Here is a 23,205-nt window from a genome sequence, read left to right on the forward strand (position 1 = left end):
TAAACTGTTTGCAGTTTGCTTCTTTCCCAATGTTAACTCTCTCTTCTGTCTGTAAAAAAGCCAATATCTTCTGCCATTTGTTTTCATCTAAAAAACCAACTTCATCCTCTTTCCTCTATAAATTATTCTCTCTATCCTAACATAAGATCAACACGACCTAGCTAAAACCAAACCGAAAATGGAAGAAGTTTACTTACCAGAGGAGACCCTTTGCGCTTGGCTGTGGGAAGACCTGGGGCACGGCGACCTCACCACAGAGCTGACCCTACCCCCAGGACTGGAGGGTGAGGCGGTAATCCTGGCCAAGGAGACAGGGATCCTGGCCGGCCTGGAGATTGCCAAGCGGGTTTTTCGGCTGGCGGATCCCCAGGTGGAGTTCATCCCTGGAGTGGAGGAAGGGGCCAGGGTGGCTGTCCGTCAAGAGGTGGCCCACCTCAAGGGATCCCTGAAGGGCATTCTGGCGGGGGAGAGGCTGGCGCTCAATCTTCTCCAAAGGCTGTCCGGCATTGCCACCCTCACCCGCACCTATGTAGAGGCTCTCCGGGGAACCTCAACCCAGCTTCTGGACACCCGCAAGACCACTCCCGGCCTGCGCGCCCTGGAGAAGTATGCTGTACGGGTAGGGGGCGGCAAAAACCACCGCTTTGGGCTGTTCGACGGCATTTTGATCAAGGAAAACCACATCATTGCCACGCAACGCTGTTGCGACCGCGGCGCGGGAGGCGTTTTGGCAGCCGTCAAGCGGGCCAAGGAAGGTGCTCCCCACCACCTCAAGGTGGAGGTGGAGGTGCGGGATCTCCAGGAACTGGAAGAGGCTTTGGCAGCAGGAGCCGATCTCATCCTTCTGGACAACTTCACCCTGGAAGAAACCCAGGCCGCCGTCCAACGGGTGGGAGGGAGAGTTCCCCTGGAGGCCAGCGGCAACATGACCCCAGAACGGGCCAGGCAAGTGGCCGAGGCAGGCGTGAATTACGTCAGCGTCGGGGCGCTCACCCACTCGGCCAAGGCTTTGGATCTCTCTTTGCTGGTGGTGTGACCCTGAGCCAAGTCCTCGCTGGACACTGCTTTATTGCTACGCAACGCTGTTGCGACTGATGCTACTTTGAGAAGACAACCTAAGCCCAGCTCCAGCTCAACCGGGCGCCGCGAAAGGCTTCGCCGGGCATCTGGGTTGGGGGTTGCTTCTCTTGCCGGCTCAGATACCCCCCAAAGCAGAGTCGACCAACTCCAGGAGATGGGCTTTCCGTTATTGCTGCGCGCTGCTCCTGCAAACGCATTAGCGGGACAAAGTCCTCAGATCGTGTCCAGCCTCCAGAGGAACAAAACCGTTATTGCTACGCAACGCTGTCGCGACAAGAAGTCGAAAATGAAGGGAGAAACCCCATTGCTACACAACACTGCCACAATCGTCCAGGAGATTGCCCGGCTCAAACAGGAAAGGCAGGCAGTTATCCTCGCGCATTCGTATCAGCTCCCCGAAGTTCAAGAGGTGGCGGACTTTGTGGGAGACTCCTTAGGACTGGCTCGGGAGGCTCAAAAGACGAGCGCCCAGGTGATTGTCTTTGCGGGCGTGCATTTTATGGCGGAGACGGCTGCCATCCTTAACCCGGAAAAGACGGTGCTGCTGCCGGATCTGGAGGCGGGCTGTTCCTTGGCCGATAGCATTCGCCCGCAAGATGTGCTGCGGTGGAAGGCAGCCTGCCCTGAGGGCCTGGTGGTGGCCTACGTCAACACCGCTGCCGAGATCAAGGCTCTGGCAGATGTCTGCGTAACCAGCGCCAACGCAGTTCAAGTGGTGGCCAGCCTGCCCCCGGATCGCCCCATCTTCTTCGTGCCGGATATGTTTCTGGGAGCCCACGTTGCTCAAGTAACCGGAAGGGAGCTGGATCTCTTTCCGGGAGAGTGCCACGTGCATGTTGGCATCCGGGAAGAGCACCTCAAGGCGATGGTGGAAGAGCACCCTGGAGCAGAGTTCCTCATTCACCCGGAGTGCAGTTGCGGCTCTAGCTGTCTCTTCCTCAAACCGGATGCCAAGCTGCTCTCCACCGAGGGCATGGTGCGCTACGCCAAAGCTTCAGAAAGCCGCGAGTTTGTGGTGGCCACCGAGGTGGGCATTCTTCACCGGCTCAAGAAAGAAGCTCCAGACAAAACGTTCATCCCCGTCAAGGCAGAAGCCGTCTGCGAGTACATGAAGAAGATTACCTTGGAAAAGATTTACCGCTCCCTGCAGGAGATGCGCTACGTGATCCAGGTGCCCCAGGAGGTGGCTGAGAAGGCTCGCCGTTCCATCCTGGCCATGCTGGCAGTGCCCGCCGGAGCCTAGAGGTGGAGGGGAAGAACGGGGCGCCGCCCTTGTTAGAAACAGACCTGTTGATCCTGGGAGCAGGGGTGGCGGGGGTGTACGCAGCCCTGTGGGCCGAAGCCCAGGGGGCGACAACTCTGGTGGTAAGCAAGGATCCCCTTCCCTCTGGCTCTACCCCTTGGGCGCAGGGTGGGGTGGCTTTTCCTGTGGATGAGGCGGACGTAGAAGCCCATATCCAAGACACCTTGCAAGCGGGCCGCGGCCTGGTGGAAGAAAAGGTGGCTCGCTCCATTGTGGAGGAAGCACCCTTGCACCTGGAGAGACTTTTGCGCTGGGGCCTTCCTTTCCATCCCCAACCTGTCCGGGAAGGGGGCCACTCCCAAGCGCGGGTACGCCATCTGGGGGGGGATCGGAGCGGACTGTGGCTTCTGAGAGGTTTGCTGGCTCGCCTCAACAGGCTGCCTTTGCAGGGCTACACAGCCCTAAGCCTTTTGCTGGCGGGGGACAGGGTAGGGGGGGCCTTGCTGCTTGGCCCTGAAGGGCCGGTGGAGGTGAGGGCCGGGGCAGTTCTCCTGGCTACGGGAGGATTTGGCAGCCTTTTCCCCGTCTCGACAGCTCCCCCGGGGGCCACCGGCGACGGAATGGTGCTGGCCTGGCGGGCAGGGGCCACTCTCAGGGATCTGGAGTTTGTGCAATTTCACCCCACGGCCTTGCCCAATGGAGCGCTGGTGAGCGAGGCAGTAAGAGGAGAAGGGGCTGTTCTCCTCAACGCCTTGGGGGAGCGTTTTATGCCTCGCTATGCGGAGCTGGGAGAGCTGGCGCCGCGGGATGTGGTAGCTCGGGCCGTTTTCTGGGAGCGGCAGCAGACAGGGGGAACCTACCTGGATCTGCGGGTCGTCGAACATCTGGAGGAGCGCTTTCCCACCGTTGTTGCTTCTGCCCGCGCCTTGGGGCTGGATCCCACCAAGGATCTGCTCCCAGTTGTTCCCGCCGCTCACTACGTGATGGGTGGGATCCGAACGGACACTTTCGGCTTCACCGGCCTGCCGGGCCTTTATGCTGCTGGGGAGGTGGCTTCCACGGGTCTGCACGGAGCCAATCGCTTGGCTTCCAACAGCCTTTTGGAAGGGCTGGTCATGGGCAAGCGGGCCGCCTTGGCTGCCTTGCAAGATTTGGGAGAGGTGAGCTTTCCCCGACAGCTGCAGAGGCTACCCGTTCTGGCGACGTCTCCCGACATCCTGCCGGCTCTCAGGCATCGAGTTGGGGAAGCTTTGGGCGTTGTGCGGGAGGGAACACGGCTGCGGGCTTTTCTGACCTTTGTCAAGGCACTTCCCCTGCAGGAAAAGCCTTGGGCCACCCGGGAAGAGGCCGAGGCAGGCAGTCTGCTTTTGCTGGCCCGTCTGGTAGCTCAGGGGGCGCTGCTGCGGGAGGAAAGCCGCGGGGCCCATTTCCGCGAGGATTTTCCTCAGGAAGGGGAGCCTTTCCATACGGAGGTGCGCGGTTCAACTTTTTTCCAGAGACCTCTTGATGCTACGCATCGCTAACGGCAACAGGCATTCCACTCATGGTGAAAGACGCCCGGCCTGTCGATGCGCTCGAAGGTGTGGGCCCCGAAGAAGTCCCGCTGGGCTTGGGTGAGGTTCTGGGGCAGGTTGGCGGTACGGTAGCTGTCGTAGTAGGCCAAAGAAGCGCTGATGGCCGGGATCGGGATCCCCAGGGCAGCCGCCGTGGACACCACCCGCCGCCAGGATCCCTGCCGCTCCCGGATGGCCTGCTCGAATTCCTCATCCAACAGCAGGTTCACCAGCTCTGGATCCCGTTTGTAGGCCGACTGGATCTCGCCCAGGAAGCGGGCGCGGATGATACAGCCCCCCTTCCAAATCCGCGGAATCTCACTGAAGGTGTAGACGTAGCCGTGGGCAACAGTGGCTCTTTTGAGCAGGGCCATCCCCTGCGCATAGGAGCAGATTTTGGAGCAGTAGAGGGCGGCGCGCAGATCTTGGATAAAGCAGTCGGGATCCCCTTCAAAAGTGGCGTCCGGCCCTTTCAACTGGGCAGAGGCAGCCACCCGCTCCTCTTTCATCGACGAGAGGATACGAGCTTGCACTGCCGCCTCGATGGTGGGCACCGCTACCCCCAGATCCAGAGCATCTTTGACCGTCCACAAACCGGTGCCTTTCTGCCCGGCCTTATCCAGGATGAGATCCACCAAAGGCTTGCCGGTTTCCGGATCTAGGGTTTGGAAAATCTTGGCGGTAATTTCAATTAGGAAAGATTCCAGCTCTGTTTCATTCCAAGCCTGAAAAATCTCCTGCATCTGCGAGGCCGACAGCTTCAAAGCCCTGCGCATTAGGTCGTAGACCTCGGCGATCAGCTGCATATCGCCGTATTCGATGCCGTTGTGCACCATCTTCACGTAGTGCCCGCCCCCTTTGGGCCCCAGGTAGGTGACGCAAGGGCCGTCTGGCACTTGAGCGGCAATTTTGGCCAAGATGGGCTCCAGTTGTTGGTAGGCCTCTGGGCTGCAGCCGGGCATGAGGCTGGGGCCGTTCAGGGCGCCCTCTTCCCCGCCGCTCACTCCCATGCCGACAAAGTGGATCCCGGTGGGGGCGAGGGCTTCGGCACGGCGATCGGTGTCGGTGTAGAGGGAGTTGCCGCCGTCGATGATGATATCCCCCGGATCCAGCAGGGGTTTAAGCTCGTCAATCACCGCGTCTACCGGCGCACCCGCCTTGACCATGATCAAGAATTTGCGGGGCCGCTCCATCAGTTGCACCAATTCCGGCAGGCTGTAGGCGGGGGTGATCCGTTTGCCTTGGGCTCGCTCCCGCATGAACTGGTCGGTTTTGGAGCTGGTGCGGTTGTAGACGGCAACCGGGAAGCCATTGCGCTCGACGTTGAGGGCCAGGTTTTCCCCCATCACCGCTAGGCCAATCACCGCAAAGCTGGGCTTGCTCATGGTTGGGGCACTATCGACACCTCACCCAATCTAGAGGCCAATCTGACCGACGGGGCTCAGGGATCCTGTTTTCTTCACCTTTGCCGGCCCTGATTCAAGGGCAGCCCAAACTCTCACGGGTGGTTACGCCGGTTATCGGGTGGGATCCCTCAGCTCGCTCACACAACTGCCGCTTTGCCGCCCGATCCACATAGGCTTCGCTGAAATCGGCGCCGGCAATCTGCGCTCCTTGCCAAACCGCCCGTGCGGCAATGGCTCCCGTGAGCTTGGCCCTTCTGAGAGCCTATCCGAATACCTCGTCGTCACGTCACGACGGATGAAATCCATCACCGGATGCAAGCCGATGGAGTCGAGGCACGGCACCGTCGTGCCCCGACGGGTGCACCCCGACGAGTGGTGAATGGGATGGGCGCATGATCAACAACCCCCATTGTCCATCGATGCATCCCGTGCTCGTCGTATCATCGGGGAGGGCAGTGCGCGAACCGCCCCTCCGCTATCGGCAGATATGGGTGCGTTGCGTCGTCAAGCCACCCATGCATAGTCTTGATCAGTGATCACCGTTGGGGGCAATGGGCACCACGGTGGTTATTCGGTCGTCGTTACCCCCAGCATCGCTTCGTTCCAATCACCGCACGGGGAAGAGACGAGATTCGCTGACCTTCATCTTCCACACCGGGATGTTTCGGATAGGCTCTTAGAGATTCTCTGCCCGATACCCAAAAACCTCATCCAGCCAATCAAAGACTACTTGCTGCATCAGGCCCAGATTATTGATCTGGCAGTGAGCATCTGCACCGTCGGCGGCAACGAAGACGCGAAAGGCTTTAGGGCATCGGAGAGCGTTGTAAAACTCGCGAGCCTGCATCATTTGTGCTTCTGACTCTCCTTCGCCAACCATACACAATACCGGACATGTAATCTCTTCTATCCTTTCAACTCGTGCTTGTCGCGCCATTTCTAACGCTTCAGAAATTGTGCTTACTCCGGCTTGCCAGCAGAACTTCTCTAATGCAATACCGGGCAGGGGGTTTCTAAGACCTGCCAGCCTGGTAAGGGTGTTCCTGAAAAAACCGGGAGTTTTGAGGAGTACCGACGGAATTTCGGCCATGACAAGTTGGTAAATATCTATGATGGGAGCACTGGCTATGCAGGCTTTGATACGTTTCTCAAATGGAAGAGCGCGGGATACCATGTAGCCACCACCACTGATGCCAAATAAAGCCAACCGTTCGGCGTCGACCTCTGATCGCGTGAGGATATGATCGACGACAGCCTTGATAGGGAGTTCAGAATCGACCCGGAAGAATAAACCATCGAAGGGTGTACTTCCCTGACCGGGCAAATCTATCAGAAGAACGTGATACCTCCGGCGGACTCCTGCCGGGCCTATCCAGAAATAGAGTTCTTCGGCGCATGTTTCACCACCGCCTATCAGGATCAACGTTGGTGCTTTCCGATTCTCATTATGCCCGCACAGAAAGTAACCCGGCAGAACTTTGCCCGCGAACGGGATCTGGATCGGTTCGATAGGCGGCTTGCATTGAGCGGCTGCTTGCCGAAAACACCATTGTGCTTTTTGCCATCCCTCTCGCAGTCGTTGATCTTGCGGGCGAACGAAGATGGCTGCCATCTGATGATAGGTAAAGGCGCGCAGGTAGGCTTCACGTGCACTAACCCGATGCCCGTTTGCCAGTGCCTGTGTCGCCTGCGATTCGACGCGACGGGCCATTTCTGACCAGGCCTTGTACCAGCTTTCGGGATCACCATCTTTAATTTGGGAAGCAGTGTAGAAGCACTCGCCAAGTGCCGAACCACCTTCGTTTTGGTGAGCAAGAATCCAGGCAAAATAGAAATCCATATCGTCATTCCGAAACCGGATTCGCTGTTTGCTTCGCTGCCATAGTTTCTCTTTATTCATAACTGTTTATCCTTGAATTGGAAGAATCTTTCGCGGACTAACGGATTGTGCTGCCCTTGAATGGCGAAGGTGGTGGAGTGAGGCTAGGTGTAAGCCTGTATTAGCCGATTTTCCCCTTGCCCACTGAGAACTGGGATCATTGCGTTGCAGCAGAGACAGCCGTTATCCGCCGTAGGTTACATTCCGCTCGGTGGTGCGAAATTGCAGGATCGTCAGCCCCACCACAATGAGAAACAGGACGATGGATTGCGCGGCAGCCCTACCCAAATTGCCTGAAGACACTCCGATTTTGTAGATCTCGTAGATCAACACCGAGGTGGATCCGGAAGGGCCCCCAGCAGTCAGCAAGTCAATGGTGCCAAAGATATCGAAAAACGCATAGGTCATGTTGGTAATCACCAAAAAGAAGGTGATGGGAGAAAGCAGCGGTAGGGTGATGGCAAAAAAGCGACGCACTGCCCCGGCCCCGTCGATGGCAGCCGCTTCCAGCAAATCCTTGGGCAGGTTTTGCAGGCCGGCAAGGTAAAACAAAATGTTGTAGCCCATCTGCTTCCAAACGCTAGCAAAGATCACCACCCAAGGGGCCAAGTTGGGATCGCTGAGCCAGTTTAAACGGGGGATCCCCACCAGGCCCAGCAAATGGTTGGCCACCCCTCCCAAGGGGTTGAACATGATAAAGAAGATGATCCCGGCCACCGCCGGAGAGATGGCGTAGGGCCAGATCAGCAACACCCGATAAATCGCCGCCCCCCGAATCGGCTGATAGGCCAGCGTGGCAATCAACAGGGATCCGCTCAACCCCAGCACCACGATGGCCGCCGAAATGGCAAAGGTAATCCCCAGGCTGCGCAGATAGGTGGAATCCGTCAGCAAAGCGGTAAAGTTATCCACACAGACGAAGCGGCTGCGCGGCGCCCCCACAAACGTGAGCAGGGTGGAAAGGCGGAAGGTATCCAGCCCTGGGTAGTAGAGAAACACCACCAAGATCGTGAAGGTGGGCAACAAGAGCAGCCACGCCAGCCACCACTGCTTAAAGATGCCCCTCTCCTGAACAGCTGGGCCGGGGATCCCCAGGCGGCGCTCCTGCTCCTTCTGCGTCCACGCCAACAGTGGCCAGAGGGGAATGGCCATGCCCGCCAGCACCAGCCCCACGCCAAAGGCCATGTCGATGGCCTTGCGCTCCGGCTCAAAAGTGCAAAAATCCAGGGGCGCCATAAAAATCAGGGATCCCAGCCCTCCTGCTAGGCCCCCCAGCACTGCCCCCACCGGCACAGGCCACTCGATGCGTCGAAAACGGAGCCCCATCCAGAGGGATCCCAGCAACCCTGCCAACAGCGGCACCAACACTTGGACGAATCCCAACATCGCCTCTCACCTCGGCTGTGCTCTTCACAAGAGCCTTATCAAAGCCCGGAAAGGGGCAGGCCGCCGCCCACCCCCATCCCTCAATAACACCCCTGGCCCATCGACACTGGGGCTACTGGTAAAGGGAGTTGTACTCGGCCAGAAGGCGGTTGGCCTCCTGGTTGGCCTTGGCCATAGCCTGGGCTGGATCCCCGCCTTTAAGCATCAGATCTTCCATGGTTTGGGTCACCACGTTGCGAATTTCGGGGAAAGCCCCCAGCAGCGCCCCCCGAGTGGCAGGGGTCACCTTGGAATTGTTGATTTGGTCGCTGGCGGTGAAGAAGTTGGGGTTTTCCTTGAACCAGCCCTTCGACTCCAGTAAAGCTACCGAGCTTTTCCGAATGGGCAAGTAGCCGGTCACTTGGTGCCACTCGGCAGCATTTTCGGTGTTGTTCAGCCACAACATGAAGGTCAGCGCCCCCTCTTCCACCTCCTTGGGCAGATCCTTCACCAGCCAGAGGCTGGCTCCCCCGATCAAGTTGCCTGTCCAACCCTTGTCGGCGTTGTAGGGCATGCGGGTGGTGACCAGCTCGATGTTGTTTTGCTTGGCAGCGTTGGTGATGTTGGCGGCATCGGCGCTGCTGGTGATGGCCATAGCGACGGTACCGGTCTGGATGGCCTGCTCGGTGGCTGCCCAATCCCGCTGCTTGCCGCTGTAGATGTAGTAGCCTTTGTCATACATCCCTTTCCACCAGGTGGCGATGGCAATTGACGGCTCCGAGTCCAAAAAGACCTGGGTGGCACGGGCGGCACGGCCATTGTCGTTGTTGGCCAAGAGGGCATTCTGCTGGGCCATCCACTGCTCGTAGAACCAGCCGTGATTGGGCCAGGTCACACAGCCCTGGGGAGCGTCGGGGAGGGCCATGATCTTTTGACAAGCAGCCTCCAGCTCTTGCCAGGTGGCCGGCGGCTTTTCGATCCCTGCCTTCTTGAAGATGGCCGTGTTGGAGTAGAGAATGGGGCTGGAGCTGTTCCAGGGCATGGAGGTAAATTTGCCATCCAGGGTGTAGTAGCTCACCACCGGCTCGATAAAATCGTCGAAATTCACTGGGATCCCGTTCACTTCGGTGCGATTGCCCAGAGCCTCGGCAATGGACTTGAAGTAACCAAAATCCCGTGCCCGCTGGGTGCCCACCTCAAACCATTGCACCACCGAAGGAGCAGCATTTTGTTGAATAGCCAGGTCGGTGGCTTGCTGAATTTCTTCGTAGTTGCCGTAGCCTTCGACCGTAACTTTGTATTGAGGAAATTGTTTGTTGAACTCTGCCGCTTTTTCGCGGGCCCAATCCAGGCGGTTGTCGGTAAAGGCAATCCAAACTTTGACTTCGGCAGGAGACTGAGCAAAGCTGTCGGCAGCCAGAAGAGCAGCAGCAGACGCAGCCACCAGGCCAGCCGCAACAGCCAGGAAAGTACGACGGGTATTCATAGAAAAATGCAGTCGCATTCGCTAAAGGCACCTCTGAGATTACAGCACCGACATTAAGAGCAGGTTATGTCTGGCTGGGATCCCCTCGGGAGGTGAACCCTCAGGCCAAAGTCAGAGTCAGATGAGGTGAGCACCTAGCCTGGGTCATGATTGGCAATTTCTCAAGGGGTCTCGAAAAATGAGAATGAAAATGAAAACCGCAAGCTTTTGCCTGTTATTGGTTACTGCCCTCCTGATGGCGCTTGCTCCCTTTGCGCAGGCTCGCCCCCGTCAACGCACTCGCACAGCCACCACGCCAACGGCTGGATCCCTGACCCCGAGCGGTGAGCGCACCTTCACTCACTCCGGCACCTACACTGGCACCGGGCCAAGTGGCAGATCGGGTAGTGGCACCTATTCCGGCCAGGGATCCCGGCAATTCATTCCCGGTCAGGGGGTGGAAGGAGACTATTCCGGCCAAGTCACTACCCAACAAGGTCAGACCTGGAACCTGAACCATCAGCACACCACTACTCACACACATGAGGGTTGGCAACGGCAGGGCAGCACCACCCTGCAAAACGCCGAGGGCAAGACGGTGGGCAGCAGCTCAAGCCTTACTGAGGGCCAAGCGGGGCAAGGCTGGCAGCGCAGCGGCCAATTCAGCAATGCCCGCGACCAAACCTACACCACCGAGTCGAGCAGCACACCGACCGGGCCAGGACACTGGCAGCGGGAAACTCGCGTCTTCAATGCCCAAGGGGATCTGCTCGGTGGCTCTGATACCGATGTGCAGTACCGATTTGTACCAGGGCAAGGCTGGGTGAAAACAGTAGAAGGCAATACCCTGAAAGGTCAACCGATCCGCCGCACCACCACAGTCGGCCCCAATCCGTGAAGGATTTGCAGGGATCCCCTCCTCAGCTTGGCTTGGCATGCCGCCGCAGCGCCTGGATCCCCGCGGCCAGGGCAAAGAGCGCGATCAGCAGCAAGGTACTTAGGGCCGCCGCTTGCTGGGTATAGCCCCCTTGTTGCAAGCCAAAGATGAGCCACCCAAAGGTCTCCGAGCGGGAGGTCACCAAGAGGGCGGAGAGGGTCAGCTCGGCAAAAGATTGCAGAAATACCAGCAACACTGCCGCCGTCAGGGCTGGCGCCAGCAGCGGCACCAAGATGTGGCGAAAGGTTTGCAGCAGGGAGGCCCCGTCAATACTGGCTGCCTCCTCAAGGCTGGTATCCAAGCTGCGCCACGCCGCTTGCAGGGGCTGCAGTGCCAGGGCCGAGAACCGCCCCAGGTAGGCCATCAGGATCAGCCATAGGGTGCCGTAGAGGCTCAGCCCCGGCAGGGGAGGAGGCAACCACACCAAGATGAGAGACAAAGCAAAAATCAGGCCCGGCAGGGCATAGGGCAAGTCCACGATGAAGCTGAGCAGGGCCAACAGCGGCACCTTCAAGCGGGTCAGGGCATAGCCCAAGATCGTCCCTATCCCGCTGCAGAGCAGTGCCGCTCCTCCCGCCAAGCCCAAACTGTGCAGCGTGGCGCGGCGGGCCCGCTCCAGATCAAAAAGAACCATGCGGAAATGCTCCAGGGTTAGGTTAGACCAGGTCAGGGGCAGGCCATAGGCCCGCAGCAGGGCAGTCGCAGCCATGGCCAGCAAGGGCCCAAGAACGACCAGCAGAGCTGCGGCGAAAAGGATCCCGCTGAGCAGCCAACCCAGCCAGCCCAGGCGATAGGGATCCGGAGGCGCCTCGCCGGGATCCAACCCCTCCTGACTCCGCTGGGGCCAGCTCAAGAAGAAGAGGGCCGGCAGGCCAAAGAGCAACGCCAGCGCCGCACTGCGCCCAAACCCATCGCCGCTGAAGTTGATCACCTCCTGGTACAGCAGAGTGGGCAAGGTCAGGTAGCGCCCCGGGATCCCCAGCAAGGCCGGGATCCCGAAATTGCCCCAGGCCCCCAGGAACGCCAGTGCTGCTGCTGCCGCCACAGAGGGCCGTAACAGAGGCAGCGTGACGTAGAGCCAAACCTGCAGCAGGTTTGCCCCATCCAGTTGGGCCGCCTCCTGAGCCTGCTTGGAGAGCCGGCTCAGGCCCGCCACCAGCGTCAGATAGGCAATCGGCAGCACAAAAAGAGCCAGCAACAGGATGATCCCCGCCGGTGTGTAGAGGCTCCACAGGGATCCCTGCTTTCCCAAAATCCAGCGCAGCCCCTGCTGCAGATAGCCCACCGGCCCAGCCCACTGGATCCAGGCCAAGGCCAAAACCTGGGGCGGAATCACCAGAGGAGACAAAAAGAGCAGCCGTAGGATCCCGCGGCCCGGCAGATCCGTCTGGGTGGTGAGCACCGCCAGCAGCAGAGCGGCCCCAAGAGCCAGCGCCGCTGAGGCCGCGGACACCCAAAGGCTATGGCGTAGCGCCAGATGGACGCGAGGCGTTTCCAGCAACCAGCGGATGTTCTCACCTTCGCCGCCCAAGGCCCGCTGCAGCAGCCTCCAGAGGGGATAGACGTGGGTCAGAGTCACAAGGGCGGCTACAGCCACCAGCCAGGGGATAATGGGGTGCCTCAACCCTTTGCTCAAGTCCTTCCACCGCAAGACTTGGCCAGCGTCTGGCCAGCTTGATGTCAACCTATTCCCCAAACAACTTGGCAAAGCGAGCCTTGTCGGCCTCGCGGCTCTCGGCCAACTCCGTCGCCGGCACGCTTAAGATCTTCAGCTCGCTCAAGGCGGGGAACCCTTTCGGAGGTGTGACATCCTGCCGCAGTGGCATATAGCCCATCCCTGCAGCAACCTCCTGCCCCTTCTGAGACAGCAAGAAGTCCACAAAAGCCTGGGCAGCTTCCAGGTTGGGCGTTCCTTTTACAATTCCCACCGGCTCTGTAATCAATGGCACACCCTCCTTGGGATAGACCACCTCCACTGGGGATCCCTCGTTGCGGCTGCGAATGGCGAGAAAGTCCACCACCATGCCGTAGCTTTGTTCGCCACTGGCGACGTTGCGAGCCACAGCGCCATTGCCTTGCACCAGCACTGCCTTGTTCTTTTTCAGGGCTTCGTACCACTCCCAGCCCAAGCCGGGGGTGCGGGTGATAACCCCCAAGTTGTAGGCGGCGGCGCCCGAATAGGTAGGGCTGGGCATCACCAGTTAGCCTTCAGGAACCTGGGCCAGGGCTGCCCAGCTATCGATGGGCTGGGCTTTGGCCGTGTTGTAAACGATCACCGTGGCCAAGATCTTGGTGCCGAAGTAGTGGCAGTCTGGGTCGTAGTAGGTGGCAGCGATGGCTTTGGCCTCAGGGCTGCAGTAGGACTCCAGCAAATTGCGGGCTTTCAGCAGCTCAAAGGTGGGCGCATCGGCCACCAACAACACATCTGCCTGGGGGCTGCCCTTTTCTGCTTCTAAAAGAAAGCGGCTGATCACCTCCTCGGTGCCGGAGCGAAAGATCTCCACCGAAACCTCTGGATAAACTTCCCGAAATGCAGCAACAGTTTTCTGAGCATCTGCATCGGGTTGGGAGGTGTACAAACGCAACGTCCCGGAAGGCTTAGCCCAGGCTGAGCTCAAGGATCCCCACGCAAAAGGCTGGGCAAAAGCCACGCTGCAAAGCACCGCCAACAAAGATAGAGGACGCACGGTGATTCTCCTAACCATTCCAAAATCGGTTTTTGCATTTACTCTCACTTTACTGCCGATCTGGCACAAATGAGAGCATTGCCCAAATTCACCGGAGAATAAGCCTGTATTGCAGCTTTTCAGACAACATCTATCACAGCCACTATAAGTCACAACCACATGGATATGGATAATAGAAGCACCCCCTGCGTAGCAGGGATCCCACTTCGCTCACAAAACTCGCAGGAAGCCGGGGGAAGCTTTGGCTTCGGGGTTCCCAGGTTTCCCCCTATTTTAGGAGTTGAATACAGCTCAGAATACCTCAATAAAATCATCCAAAAGTTATTTTTTAGTTATTTTGAGATTAAGTTCTGATTAAGAAAAATTACCGGCCAGATTGTGAGAGGAAAAAGCACAGCTTGGTTCAACCAGCTATGCTTTTTGGAACCACATACCCTGTACTTTGGCTATAGGGATCCGAAAGCGTCTTCCTTATCTAGCTCCTCCTAGAGAAGCTTAACCAAGGCAACCAGCTTCCGACTCCACCCGCCGGCTTGCCGTCGTATCCGGCACCCCCGTCGACAACCGGTAACGCCTTCCACGGTAGTACCACCCCAGCCACGATACGCCACGGTCAGACCAAAAGCTCACAAGACTCCTCCTGCTTTGCTCCTTCTCCACCCCCCTCGCAGACACTTTTCGCCCCGAACTCAACCGTTGCCTTGGGGCTAGGTTGGGCCCGGAAAGACCTACAGCAGGCGAGTTTTGAGGTTTAGTTTAAGGCCTGCCCAGTGTTGGGAAGCGGGCGGACGGAATCGAACCGACAACAGCAGTTTGGAAGACTGCGGTTTTACCATTAAACTACGCCCGCACGGGCATTCAGCGATGCTGAATATCTATGGTAGCATCTCTCGGCGGTGCCCCTTCCCACTCAGAGTTTGGAGAAAAATCCATCTCCATCAGCGGGACAGACTTCTCCGGTAGGCTGGGCTTACTTGCTCTGGAGATCTTTCTGGCGTTTCCTTTGCCATTGGCGAAACTCTTTCTCGTAGCGTTCACCCTCCGTTTGGTAGGCGTTCCAGCCCTTGAGGGCAACGGTCAAGCCCCACCCCATGAGTATAAACAGCGACCAAGATAGCCCTCCACCGGAGAGCCAGTCTAAGCCCAGCAAAAAGCTGTTGACAATTCCATAGCGGCCCAGCAGTTGGTAAAACTGCCGACGGCGGTAGCGCTGGAATTCTCGGTGTTGGCTGTTCAGCTCTTGCCAGGCCTTCCATTCCTGCTCGGCCAAGTCCAGCTCTTGGGGGGAGATCCCCAGTTCGGCAGCCATCTCCTGCAGTTGGGAGCGGGTGAACTCGCCCAGGCGTGGCTGGCGGGCAATGGCCCGCTGGAGGATCTGCTGCACGTCCTCTTGGCTGTACCGGGATCCCGACATTTGGCTGACTTACATATAACTTCGTAAACTTTATATCTCTTAGTTTGGGCTAGCTGGATCTTGCGCCTTATGAAGCTCCCTCCGCCGCGGGATCCCAACCGTTAGACTAAACCTAGACTGCGAGCCTCCTTCTCTGGGGTTAAGTGTCCCTGTACTGCCTGTGATCTGTGCTTGCCAGTAGGGTTATGGCCTCCACCCGCTCTAGATCTTACCTTCGCCAGAGTCGTACCTCCCTATTGAGCGATCTGCTGCAGGCTTTGCCGCACCTGCGCCCACAACTGTATTTCAAATCCTCTTTGGTTGCCCTCAGCCACGCCATTGAGGATCAGGTGCTGCAAGGGCAGGGATCCCCGTGGGTATTCGCTAACTTTCAAAAGGAGCGCTACTACCGCCAGGAGGCACGGCGCTACCAGCGCATCAGCGCAATGGCCCAAGACGTGTTTGTGTTGGCGACCCCAGAAAAGGATTTTGCTCAGACAGACCTGCCCTACCACACCATTCCCTTGGATCCAGAGGATCCCTTGGTGCAGGAGTGGCACTTGATCGTCATCGATGCCCACTATGCCACCTGCCTCGTGTGTCGAGAACGCTTGCAGATGCAGCGGGAGCGTCCTTGGCAAAGCAGCGATATGGATGCAGCTCGCCAATTTGATGGGATCTGGTCATTTGATCGTCAGATTACAGTCCAAGCGGCTTTGGCCCTGTTGCCCAAGATCCTCAGTTACCGACCGGATCTGGAACCTCGCCTTGAGCCCCTTCGCCAGTACCTCAAGGGATCCCCGCAAAACTCCGCCAGCCAACTGAATCCAGGCCCCTTTACCGAGCGGCTGATCACCTATCTCCAGGCAGGGCAATACAAACTGCAGCGGGCCTACCGCACCATTCGGGCGCAAGAGCGCAAAGAGCATCTGATCAACCGCATCAGCAGTGCCATTCGCCAGTCTTTGGATCCCGGCGAGATTTTGGCAATTGCTGTGCAGGAGCTGGGGCAGGTGGCAGAGGTGGGGCGATGTTTGATCTACCGTTACGATGGCCAGGCCCCTGCTGTTCAGATTGAGCAGGAGTACCGCACCCTAACGATGGGCAGCCTTAAGGGATCCCTGTGGCCTCTTCCCAGCAACCCTTTTTTGCGGGAGGCAGTAGCCTCGGCACAAGCGGTGTGCTGCGAGGATACCCAAAAGGATCCCCGCCTGCAGCGAGTGCCGGAGCTGTGGCAGCCGGCCCAAATTCGGGCTTGGGTGGCCATGCCGATTCTCTATCAAGGGCGGTTGCTGGGCCTATTGGAGCTACACCACGAACACCCTCACCGCTGGCAGCCGGCCACTCTGGAGTTGGCAGAAGCCATTGCCAACCAAGTGGGGGTAGCCCTCTTGCAGGCAGAAGCCTATCAGCACCTAGAAGAGCTCAATCGCCAGTTGGCAGCTCTGGATCAGGCCAAATCAGAGCTGATTGCCGTGACCGGACACGAGCTGCGCACCCCGCTGTCCACCATTCAGGTGTGTTTGGAGTCTTTGGCCAGCGACCCCGACATGCCCCTGGAGATGCGCCAGGAAATGTTGAACACAGCCCTGCAAGATGCCGATCGGCTGCGGGAGTTGGTGCAGGACTTTCTCACCCTCTCCAAGCTGGAAAGTGGTCGCGTTCGCTGGCATATCGAGCCGTTGTCTGCTCAAGAATGTGTGGAGCTGGCCCTGAGCAATGTCAAAGCGCGACGGCGGCACGAAGACTTGCCCACCATCGAGCAGGTGCTGCCCAAACGGCTGCCAATGGTTAGGGCGGATGGGGAGTGGCTGGTGGAGGTGTTGCGTAAGCTGCTGGACAATGCCTGCAAATTTACCCCTTCCACCGGACGGATCTGGATTCGGGCAGAAGTGGAGCCACCAGCCGGTGGATCGACGGGGGCGATGGTGAAGTTCACTGTTGCCGACACCGGGCGCGGCATTGAGCCAGACCGGTTGCAAGCCATCTTCGAGCGGTTTTATCAAGCAGAGGGATCCCTGCGGCGCTCGGTGGGTGGGACGGGCTTGGGGCTAGCCATTTGCCGACTGATCATTGAGGCCATGGGGGGGCGCATCTGGGCAGAATCGGGGGGGATCAATCAGGGCAGTGCCTTCCACTTCACCCTGCCGATAGCGCACCCACACACCCAAGGACAGCCCTCGATCGCTGCTTGAGACTCGAAAGGTGAAGGACCACCGGCCCACTTTGCCTCTGGGATCCACCTGGCAAATTCCAGCTCGAATATCAAATCCCACAAATGGCAATAAAGCTGTTCCCCAGCCCCCCTCTTCTTTGGCAGAAGGGCTGAGAGTGGTCGCGTCAGCGGCGCGGAGCGCTTGGGGAACGAGGTACCTATTGGGCGCGCCTCAAACGGGCTTGGAATGATCCGACAAACTCAGGCAGCGCTCCCGAATGGCTTGTAAGTTCAGGGCCAAATCTTGGCAAATGCGGCGCTCCACCAGACCGACAGGCATTCTGCGGGGAGGCTTGACCTGCAGGTGGTAGGTGAGCAAGGTTTGATGGGCCGACCAATCGGCCAGATCCCAAAACCCCTCGAAGATAAGAAAATCCCCTTGTGTTTTTTGGAAGCGAAGCTGCTGAGGAAAGATCTCCTCGATAGCCAGCACCACCGCAGCAGAAAATTGGGCAAATAAAACCTTTTGGGATCCCACTTGACGTACCAGTGTGCGGCCATTCTCACGGCCAATGACGCGACTTTCCACCAAGTTGGGAATAAACTCCGCCAGATGGTCGTAGTCGGTCAAAACCTGCCAGACCTGCTGCCGCTCCACCGGAATCAGGACGCGACCTCGCACTTGGCGGCGGCGCTCCCCCAAATCCTCCACCTCCACCTGGATGTCTGAGGACTCCGTCCCGCTGACGCCAGCAGGAATGGGGATCCCATCTTCTGGGGTGGGGTCTTGGGGATCCCATTCAGGGTCAGAAGGCATGGCGAGAACTTCAGTCGCGTAGGTGCTGTAGAGCAGTGCGGAAACCGGAGAGGGAATCGATTTTTGACTGGACAAACCATTCGCCAGCAGTTCCAATAGGCTGCCCCCCTGTGTTTTCTGTTGTATCAGGGAACTGTATAGCAGATAACGAACTCTAGGGGAGAAGGGCCTGGAACCAACCGACGATCACCTGCCAAACCTGTTCTAGAAGGGCAAAGGGATCCCGCAACTCCTGCAGCACCTGCCGCGGGCCAATTCTAAAGACCACGTACAACACGGCCAAGATGATTACAATCCCCACCGTTGTCCAGATGGCCTCTCGAACCACCCGCACCCAAAAAACCAGCATAAAAATGGCGATGGCTACAGCGGCAACCAGCGGCAATGTGTCCAGTACCATCGGATCCCACCTCGTTTGGCTCAGACGTTTCAGATTTAACTCCACTGTAGCCAGCTTGAAGTAAACTACCCGACCCTGACTACTTCGCAGTACAGGGCGGGCTTTCGGTAGCCCTGCAGTTGGCAAGCCAACCACGGACCTCTAGGCTGGTTTACGGCAGCCCCAAGTTTGGCAATCATGTTGGCCCCATTCCAGTCCGCATCCCCTTCCCATCCACAGTGCCCACACTTGAACTGCTTCCCACTGCGATAGGATTGCGCAGGGTCGGGATGAATGTGCAAACACCGGTGGCAGGTCTGCGACGTGTAGGCAGGCGGAACCAGTACTACAGGTACTCCGGCGATGGCAGCCTTGTAGACCACAAACATCCTAAGCTGGTAGAACGCCCAGTTATTGGTTCTGCGCCGCTCAGCTTTGCTGCGTGGCTGTTGATTGACCCTTTCCCGAATCCCTGTCAAGTCTTCCAGGGCAATAGCGCTGTTTGTCGCCTTTGCCCTAGAGACAATAGCTTTGGAGATGCGATGATTGACCCACGCCTGAAAGCGCCTCTCCTTGCCAGACAGCCGTTGCAACAGTTCTCTGCATCTGCGCCGCGAACTGCGGGTGCCCTTACTGGCTTTGCGTTGAAGTACCGCCCTCAACCGCGAGTGATGGTCTCGGACTTTGTTCAACTGCTGTCCATTCCAGTGATCTCCTTCCGATGTATGAGCAATATCCGTCCTTCCCAAATCCACCCCCAGCACTCTGCCCGTGCGTTGCGGTGGGGATGGCTCCGCTTCCACACAGATTTGAATGGAGTAGGAGCCGTCTTTACGCTTGACCAGAGTGGCAGATTTGGGATTGGAGCCCGCCAACTGTTCTCTCTGGTAACGGCCAATCGCCAGCTCAAAGCGCTCTCGACCCTCCACTGTGGTCAGCGACACCGTCCAGTCTTTCTCGCGGAACGAAAAGATACGAGCGTCATAGGTCGCGAAGCCCCCCTTGAACGCTTTGACCGGACGGTTTTTCTGTCGGGCAACCTTGCGGGCACCGGCCAGCCGTCTGCAGACCTGCTGAGCCAAGTTACTGGACAAGCCGAACCGGGCACGGATTTCGCGGTAGCACAGAGATTGAAGTTTAACGGCGTTGGTGACTTTCTCGGGCGTGTTTTGGTTGACCCAGTTCAACGCCTGCACAAAGGCATCCATTGTCGCGTCCAACTTTGCGGCCTGCGACTGGGACACCTTGAGCTTACAGGAGACGGTCAGGACTTGGGTCATGGTTCTATCATAACTTCCGCATTCCTCCCGACACTGACCCTACGGGTACAGTGCGGGGCTCCTGCGATTTCTAGCTGAAAACAGGTGTTCGTAGATGTCCGTTGACAAGGGATCTCCTCTCGTAAAATGGGATCACCTCGAGATAACCCCTCTTTAGCTGGGCTAGACCTATGGACATCATCACCCTTGGCTGGATTGCCGTCCCCACCTTCTTCGTTCTTTCCATTGCCCTGGTGGTCTGGGGGCGCAACGGCATGTAATTTGTCATGCCTGGATTGAGCCTCACATCCATCTTGCATTCATCTTGTTGTTCCTGCCGCCGATATTGACGGGGTTACCCCCGCTCACACCATGGAAACCGATCTTCCCTTGGTCGCCCGCATCGCCTACGGAAGCATCTTTTTGCTGTTGACAGCCGTAACCCTGGGCGTTGGCTACATTACCTTCATCGACTGGCGGGATCGGCGGCGACGCAACGAAGTTGAGCGCAAAGCCCGTCGCTCCAAGCGCTAGGGCCGGTGTTGAGCCTGCTCAGGTTAATCTTCAACCCAACTCAGGGTGGGGACGGCTAGATAAGGCAAGGGATCCTGGGGTTGCAGTTGAGAAAGATGCCGCAGGATGCCCTGGTTAGCCTGCCACAGGGCTTGCACATCCCATCCAGCGTAGGTGGGCAGAAAGTCCGCCAGCTTGCGGTTGGCCTCCCCCAACAGGATCATGCAGCCGCGGCGGTTGCCGTTTTGCAGGTGATAGTAGGCCACGGCGGTTTGCAAAAGCCCCTGGTAGAAGCGCCGCTCTGGATCCACTGCCTCCATCCACAGGGCCTCTAGGGTGTCGTGGCAGGCGTAAAATTCCCCCCGGTTAAACTGCTCGGCGGCCAAACGCAACGCTTCTGAGTGGGCATTGCTCATGTGGCTAGGCACAGTTGTGGGCCAGGGGTGAGGTCTGCACAGGCAGGGATCCCTGCGGCAGCACCAGGGTAAAGCAGGTTTTGCCTTGAGAACTCTCCACCGAGACGCTGCCCCCCAGCCGCTGCATCCACTGCTTGACCAAAGCCAGGCCCAGGCCGGTGCCGCCCCGCTTCCAGGGATCCCCGCTGGGAATGCGGTAGAACTTCTCGAAGATGCGCTCCCACTCGCTGTGGGGAATTTCTACTCCCTCGTTGATCACCCGAATTTCCACCTGCTGCGGGCCGGGCCGCTGCGCCGTTACCCAGATGTTGCACCTTGGGGGAGTATACTTGCAGGCGTTGTTGACCAGCTCCTGCACCACCCGCTCCAGGCCACCTTGATCGGTGAGCACCTTGCCCACATTTGGCGCAATCTGCCACTGCAACCGTTGCTGGTTGGCCTGGGCCCGCTGTAGAAACGGCTCCAGCACGCTGGGCAGCCAGGTTGCCAGCGGCACCTCTTCCAGATGGAGCGTTTTGGATCCCTGCTCCAGCCGCTGCAGATCCAGCAGGTCGTTTACCAGTTCCGCCTCCCGCTCACACTCCTGCTCCAAGATCTTGAGATATTGCTCTCGTTTTTGGGGGGCGCGGGCGGTTTTCAGCAGTTGGATGGCCATCTTCATGTTGGTGATGGGGGTGCGCAGCTCGTGGGAGACGGTGCTCAAAAAATCATCTTTGAGGCGGTTGAGGCGCTCCAGCTCACCAATTTGCTGCACAGAAGCCTGGTAGAGGCGGGCCTGGCGGATGGCAATGGCGCAGTGATCCGCCACCTGCTGCACCACCTGCACCTCCAGTTCATCAAAGCACTCGGCTGCCGGCTTCGCCAGCCAGAGATCCCCCAGCACCCCTTGGTCATCCCGCAGCGGGCACACCAGCAGGGTCAGCCCTTCCCGACGGGGGATCCAGCCCTGCCCAGGCAAGTGGCAGAATTGCACCGCTTGACCCCCTTGCAGGTGCCGGTAGAGATCGGGGTAGTCGGCCAAGGTCAGGGTGATCCCACCGGCAGGTGGTAGAGCAGAGGTGTATTCATAGCGCACCGTCGCCTGGCCAGATGCCCAATCGTAGAGACAGAGATCGCAACCTTGAATGGGCAACCCCAGAGCCAACTCCTGCACCACTGCCCGCAGGATCTGGGCTTCCTCCAAACTGCTGCGCACCTGGTCAGTGACCCGCTGCAAGAGGGCATCCATAGCCAGAGATCGCTGCAGGGCCGCCGTCCGCTCCTGCACCTCCTGCTCCAGACGGGCGTTGAGGGTTTGCAACTGCCGGTGGAGCTGATTTTGCGTAATGGACAGGGCCAAATGTACCCCGACCCGACTCATCAGCTCTTGCTCTGCAGCTGACCAAGCCTTAGGCTCGTCAATTTTCAGCTCCCGCCAGGCAGCAAAAGAGATCAAAGGCAGTTCTTGTCTGGGATCCCCCTGAGCAAACCAACGGTAACCCGCCCAGTGGGTTTCTTGGCAGATGGCCGCGCGAAACACGCTCAGCCAGCCCACGGGCTGGTCATTCCAGACAAGCTGTACCATCAGCAGGCCACGAATGGGCGTCTGCTTCATCTGCTCTTGCAGCTCCGGCCATTTCTCCAAGTGGGAGAGCGACCACATCTTCACCCAGCCCCCCGCTCCTCCGGCCCTTCCGAGCTGCTCCTGTAGCCAGGTGTCGTAGCTTGCCGGGGGTTGCACGCCATGACAACAGAGGGTATCTGAGCCCATAAAGTGGATCCGCAGCCGCGCCCCGATCCCCTGCAAACCGGCAGCAAGCTGCTCCAGCACCGTGGTCAAGGTCGTCTCCGGGTGCAGGGGCGAGTAAACTAGAGCAGCAATTTGGTTGATGAGGCGTTCCTGCTGCGCCTTCTGCCGCGCCTGCTCCAGCAATTCCGCCTGAGCAATGGCAATGGAAACTTGATCCGCCAGCAACTGCACCACCTGCAGCTCTTCTTGGGAGTAGGGACGAGGCTCAGCATGATGGGAGACCAACAGCCCCCATAGCTCCTGGTGATGCATCAGGGGAACCACCAAGGAAGAGGCCACCCCCATGGATTTCAAATAGTGAACATGGCAGGGATCCACGGGCCGCTGCAGCGGCTCGCCCAGAGGAACCCTAGCAGACAACCCCCAAGACTCCGGCTGGCTGATGGAACGGCTCTGCGCCTCCACATCCACAATCACCCGCACCTGAGCTAGGCGAAACAACCGCCGCGCCTCCTCGGGAATGTCCCCTGCCGGAAAAGTCAGCCCCAAGAGCGAGGGCAGCCGCTCCCCTCCTCGCGCTTCCGCCACCACCGTTCCGTGACCTTCGGGATCAAAGCGGTAAACCTTCACCCGATCCGTTTCCAGAAAAGACCGTATCTCTTCCGCTGTTGCCTTGAGGATTTCCTCCAGCTCCAGGGATTGCCGAATCTGGTGGGTGATGCGGTTGATGAGGGCATCTCGGCTGGGTCGAGCTGCGGCAGCCCACGTTTCAGTATCCATAGTTGCAAGCCCCTAGCCCCTGGGATTAACGGGAAGTATCTAGAGATACATTCCTTTTTTCCAGCATAGGATGCCTTTGAGAAGAGCAGTCGGAGTTGAAAAGAAAAGTTAAAGAAAAAGTTAAAAATGGTAACTCAGGGTTTCCCGGG

Annotated in this window: 20 protein-coding genes, 1 tRNA gene and 1 pseudogene; 7 read left to right on the forward strand and 15 right to left on the reverse strand. The window is 58.5% G+C overall.

What is annotated here, in order from left to right:
• The first annotated feature begins 178 nt into the window (after positions 1-178).
• The 3 genes from nadC to ACVWY9_RS06815 all read left to right on the forward strand — a co-directional run bounded on the left by nadC (position 179) and on the right by ACVWY9_RS06815 (position 3,846).
• The gene (gene nadC, locus ACVWY9_RS06805; protein ID WP_011434043.1) at positions 179-1,036 is read left to right on the forward strand and encodes a carboxylating nicotinate-nucleotide diphosphorylase; all 858 of its coding nucleotides are present in this window, start codon (positions 179-181) and stop codon (positions 1,034-1,036) included.
• A 198-nt stretch (positions 1,037-1,234) separates the two neighbouring features.
• On the forward strand, positions 1,235-2,323 hold the full coding sequence (gene nadA / locus ACVWY9_RS06810; RefSeq protein WP_414342299.1) for a quinolinate synthase NadA: 1,089 nt from the start codon (positions 1,235-1,237) through the stop codon (positions 2,321-2,323).
• 29 nt (positions 2,324-2,352) lie between these two features.
• Complete coding sequence (locus ACVWY9_RS06815; protein WP_457387883.1) at positions 2,353-3,846, forward strand: L-aspartate oxidase; 1,494 nt, start codon at positions 2,353-2,355, stop codon at positions 3,844-3,846.
• On the opposite strand, the gene gndA is transcribed toward ACVWY9_RS06815, so the two are convergent.
• The 5 genes and pseudogenes from gndA to ACVWY9_RS06840 form a co-directional block, all read right to left on the reverse strand.
• Positions 3,843-5,261 carry an NADP-dependent phosphogluconate dehydrogenase gene (gndA, locus tag ACVWY9_RS06820; RefSeq protein ID WP_457387884.1) on the reverse strand — a complete coding sequence of 473 codons (1,419 nt, stop codon included), beginning with the start codon at positions 5,259-5,261 and terminating at the stop codon, positions 3,843-3,845. The genes ACVWY9_RS06815 and gndA overlap by 4 nt on opposite strands.
• Positions 5,262-5,355: 94 nt before the next feature.
• Positions 5,356-5,529: pseudogene (locus tag ACVWY9_RS06825) on the reverse strand (pentapeptide repeat-containing protein); the annotation flags it as partial.
• A gap of 429 nt (positions 5,530-5,958) precedes the next feature.
• Positions 5,959-7,182 carry an alpha/beta hydrolase family protein gene (locus ACVWY9_RS06830; RefSeq protein ID WP_457387885.1) on the reverse strand — a complete coding sequence of 408 codons (1,224 nt, stop codon included), beginning with the start codon at positions 7,180-7,182 and terminating at the stop codon, positions 5,959-5,961.
• 162 nt (positions 7,183-7,344) lie between these two features.
• Entirely contained in the window at positions 7,345-8,547 is a 1,203-nt protein-coding gene (locus ACVWY9_RS06835) for a carbohydrate ABC transporter permease (protein ID WP_414329418.1), read from the reverse strand.
• Between the two features lie 112 nt (positions 8,548-8,659).
• Complete coding sequence (locus ACVWY9_RS06840; RefSeq protein ID WP_457387886.1) at positions 8,660-10,012, reverse strand: ABC transporter substrate-binding protein; 1,353 nt, start codon at positions 10,010-10,012, stop codon at positions 8,660-8,662.
• A gap of 217 nt (positions 10,013-10,229) precedes the next feature.
• Between ACVWY9_RS06840 and ACVWY9_RS06845 the strand changes: the two genes are divergently transcribed.
• The gene (locus ACVWY9_RS06845; RefSeq protein WP_457387887.1) at positions 10,230-10,889 is read left to right on the forward strand and encodes a hypothetical protein; all 660 of its coding nucleotides are present in this window, start codon (positions 10,230-10,232) and stop codon (positions 10,887-10,889) included.
• Between the two features lie 22 nt (positions 10,890-10,911).
• Here the strand turns inward: ACVWY9_RS06845 and ACVWY9_RS06850 are convergent, their stop codons facing one another.
• From ACVWY9_RS06850 to ACVWY9_RS06870, 5 genes are all read right to left on the reverse strand, one after another.
• Entirely contained in the window at positions 10,912-12,552 is a 1,641-nt protein-coding gene (locus tag ACVWY9_RS06850; protein ID WP_414342291.1) for an ABC transporter permease, read from the reverse strand.
• A 61-nt stretch (positions 12,553-12,613) separates the two neighbouring features.
• Positions 12,614-13,123 (reverse strand): extracellular solute-binding protein, encoded by a 510-nt coding sequence (locus tag ACVWY9_RS06855; protein WP_457387940.1) that lies wholly within the window; start codon positions 13,121-13,123, stop codon positions 12,614-12,616.
• Positions 13,124-13,129: 6 nt separating this feature from the next.
• The gene (locus ACVWY9_RS06860; protein ID WP_457387888.1) at positions 13,130-13,615 is read right to left on the reverse strand and encodes a hypothetical protein; all 486 of its coding nucleotides are present in this window, start codon (positions 13,613-13,615) and stop codon (positions 13,130-13,132) included.
• A 779-nt stretch (positions 13,616-14,394) separates the two neighbouring features.
• Positions 14,395-14,465: transfer RNA gene (locus tag ACVWY9_RS06865), tRNA-Gly, on the reverse strand.
• 120 nt (positions 14,466-14,585) lie between these two features.
• Complete coding sequence (locus tag ACVWY9_RS06870; RefSeq protein ID WP_011434035.1) at positions 14,586-15,029, reverse strand: 2TM domain-containing protein; 444 nt, start codon at positions 15,027-15,029, stop codon at positions 14,586-14,588.
• Between the two features lie 185 nt (positions 15,030-15,214).
• On the opposite strand from ACVWY9_RS06870, the gene ACVWY9_RS06875 reads away from it, so the two are divergent.
• Positions 15,215-17,203 carry a DICT sensory domain-containing protein gene (locus ACVWY9_RS06875; RefSeq protein ID WP_414406444.1) on the forward strand — a complete coding sequence of 663 codons (1,989 nt, stop codon included), beginning with the start codon at positions 15,215-15,217 and terminating at the stop codon, positions 17,201-17,203.
• 192 nt (positions 17,204-17,395) lie between these two features.
• Here the strand turns inward: ACVWY9_RS06875 and ACVWY9_RS06880 are convergent, their stop codons facing one another.
• From ACVWY9_RS06880 to ACVWY9_RS06890, 3 genes are all read right to left on the reverse strand, one after another.
• Positions 17,396-17,980, reverse strand: coding sequence for an SRPBCC family protein (locus tag ACVWY9_RS06880; RefSeq protein ID WP_414342286.1), 585 nt, complete (start codon positions 17,978-17,980; stop codon positions 17,396-17,398).
• A gap of 154 nt (positions 17,981-18,134) precedes the next feature.
• Positions 18,135-18,380 carry a hypothetical protein gene (locus ACVWY9_RS06885; protein WP_049749597.1) on the reverse strand — a complete coding sequence of 82 codons (246 nt, stop codon included), beginning with the start codon at positions 18,378-18,380 and terminating at the stop codon, positions 18,135-18,137.
• A gap of 65 nt (positions 18,381-18,445) precedes the next feature.
• Complete coding sequence (locus tag ACVWY9_RS06890) at positions 18,446-19,639, reverse strand: RNA-guided endonuclease InsQ/TnpB family protein (RefSeq protein WP_457387889.1); 1,194 nt, start codon at positions 19,637-19,639, stop codon at positions 18,446-18,448.
• A gap of 170 nt (positions 19,640-19,809) precedes the next feature.
• On the opposite strand from ACVWY9_RS06890, the gene ACVWY9_RS06895 reads away from it, so the two are divergent.
• Positions 19,810-19,899: a cytochrome b6-f complex subunit PetN gene (locus ACVWY9_RS06895; protein WP_244349857.1), complete on the forward strand. Its 90-nt coding sequence runs from the start codon at positions 19,810-19,812 to the stop codon at positions 19,897-19,899.
• A 91-nt stretch (positions 19,900-19,990) separates the two neighbouring features.
• Positions 19,991-20,152: a hypothetical protein gene (locus ACVWY9_RS06900; protein ID WP_011434030.1), complete on the forward strand. Its 162-nt coding sequence runs from the start codon at positions 19,991-19,993 to the stop codon at positions 20,150-20,152.
• A 23-nt stretch (positions 20,153-20,175) separates the two neighbouring features.
• Here ACVWY9_RS06900 and ACVWY9_RS06905 read toward each other — a convergent pair whose 3' ends face one another.
• Both ACVWY9_RS06905 and ACVWY9_RS06910 read right to left on the reverse strand, forming a co-directional pair.
• Positions 20,176-20,547 carry a DUF309 domain-containing protein gene (locus tag ACVWY9_RS06905; RefSeq protein ID WP_414357508.1) on the reverse strand — a complete coding sequence of 124 codons (372 nt, stop codon included), beginning with the start codon at positions 20,545-20,547 and terminating at the stop codon, positions 20,176-20,178.
• A 4-nt stretch (positions 20,548-20,551) separates the two neighbouring features.
• A complete protein-coding gene (locus ACVWY9_RS06910; RefSeq protein WP_457387890.1) occupies positions 20,552-23,056 on the reverse strand; it encodes a sensor histidine kinase in 2,505 nt (834 codons plus the stop codon).
• Positions 23,057-23,205 lie beyond the last annotated feature (149 nt).

This window comes from Thermostichus sp. OS-CIW-31 (assembly GCF_054060305.1).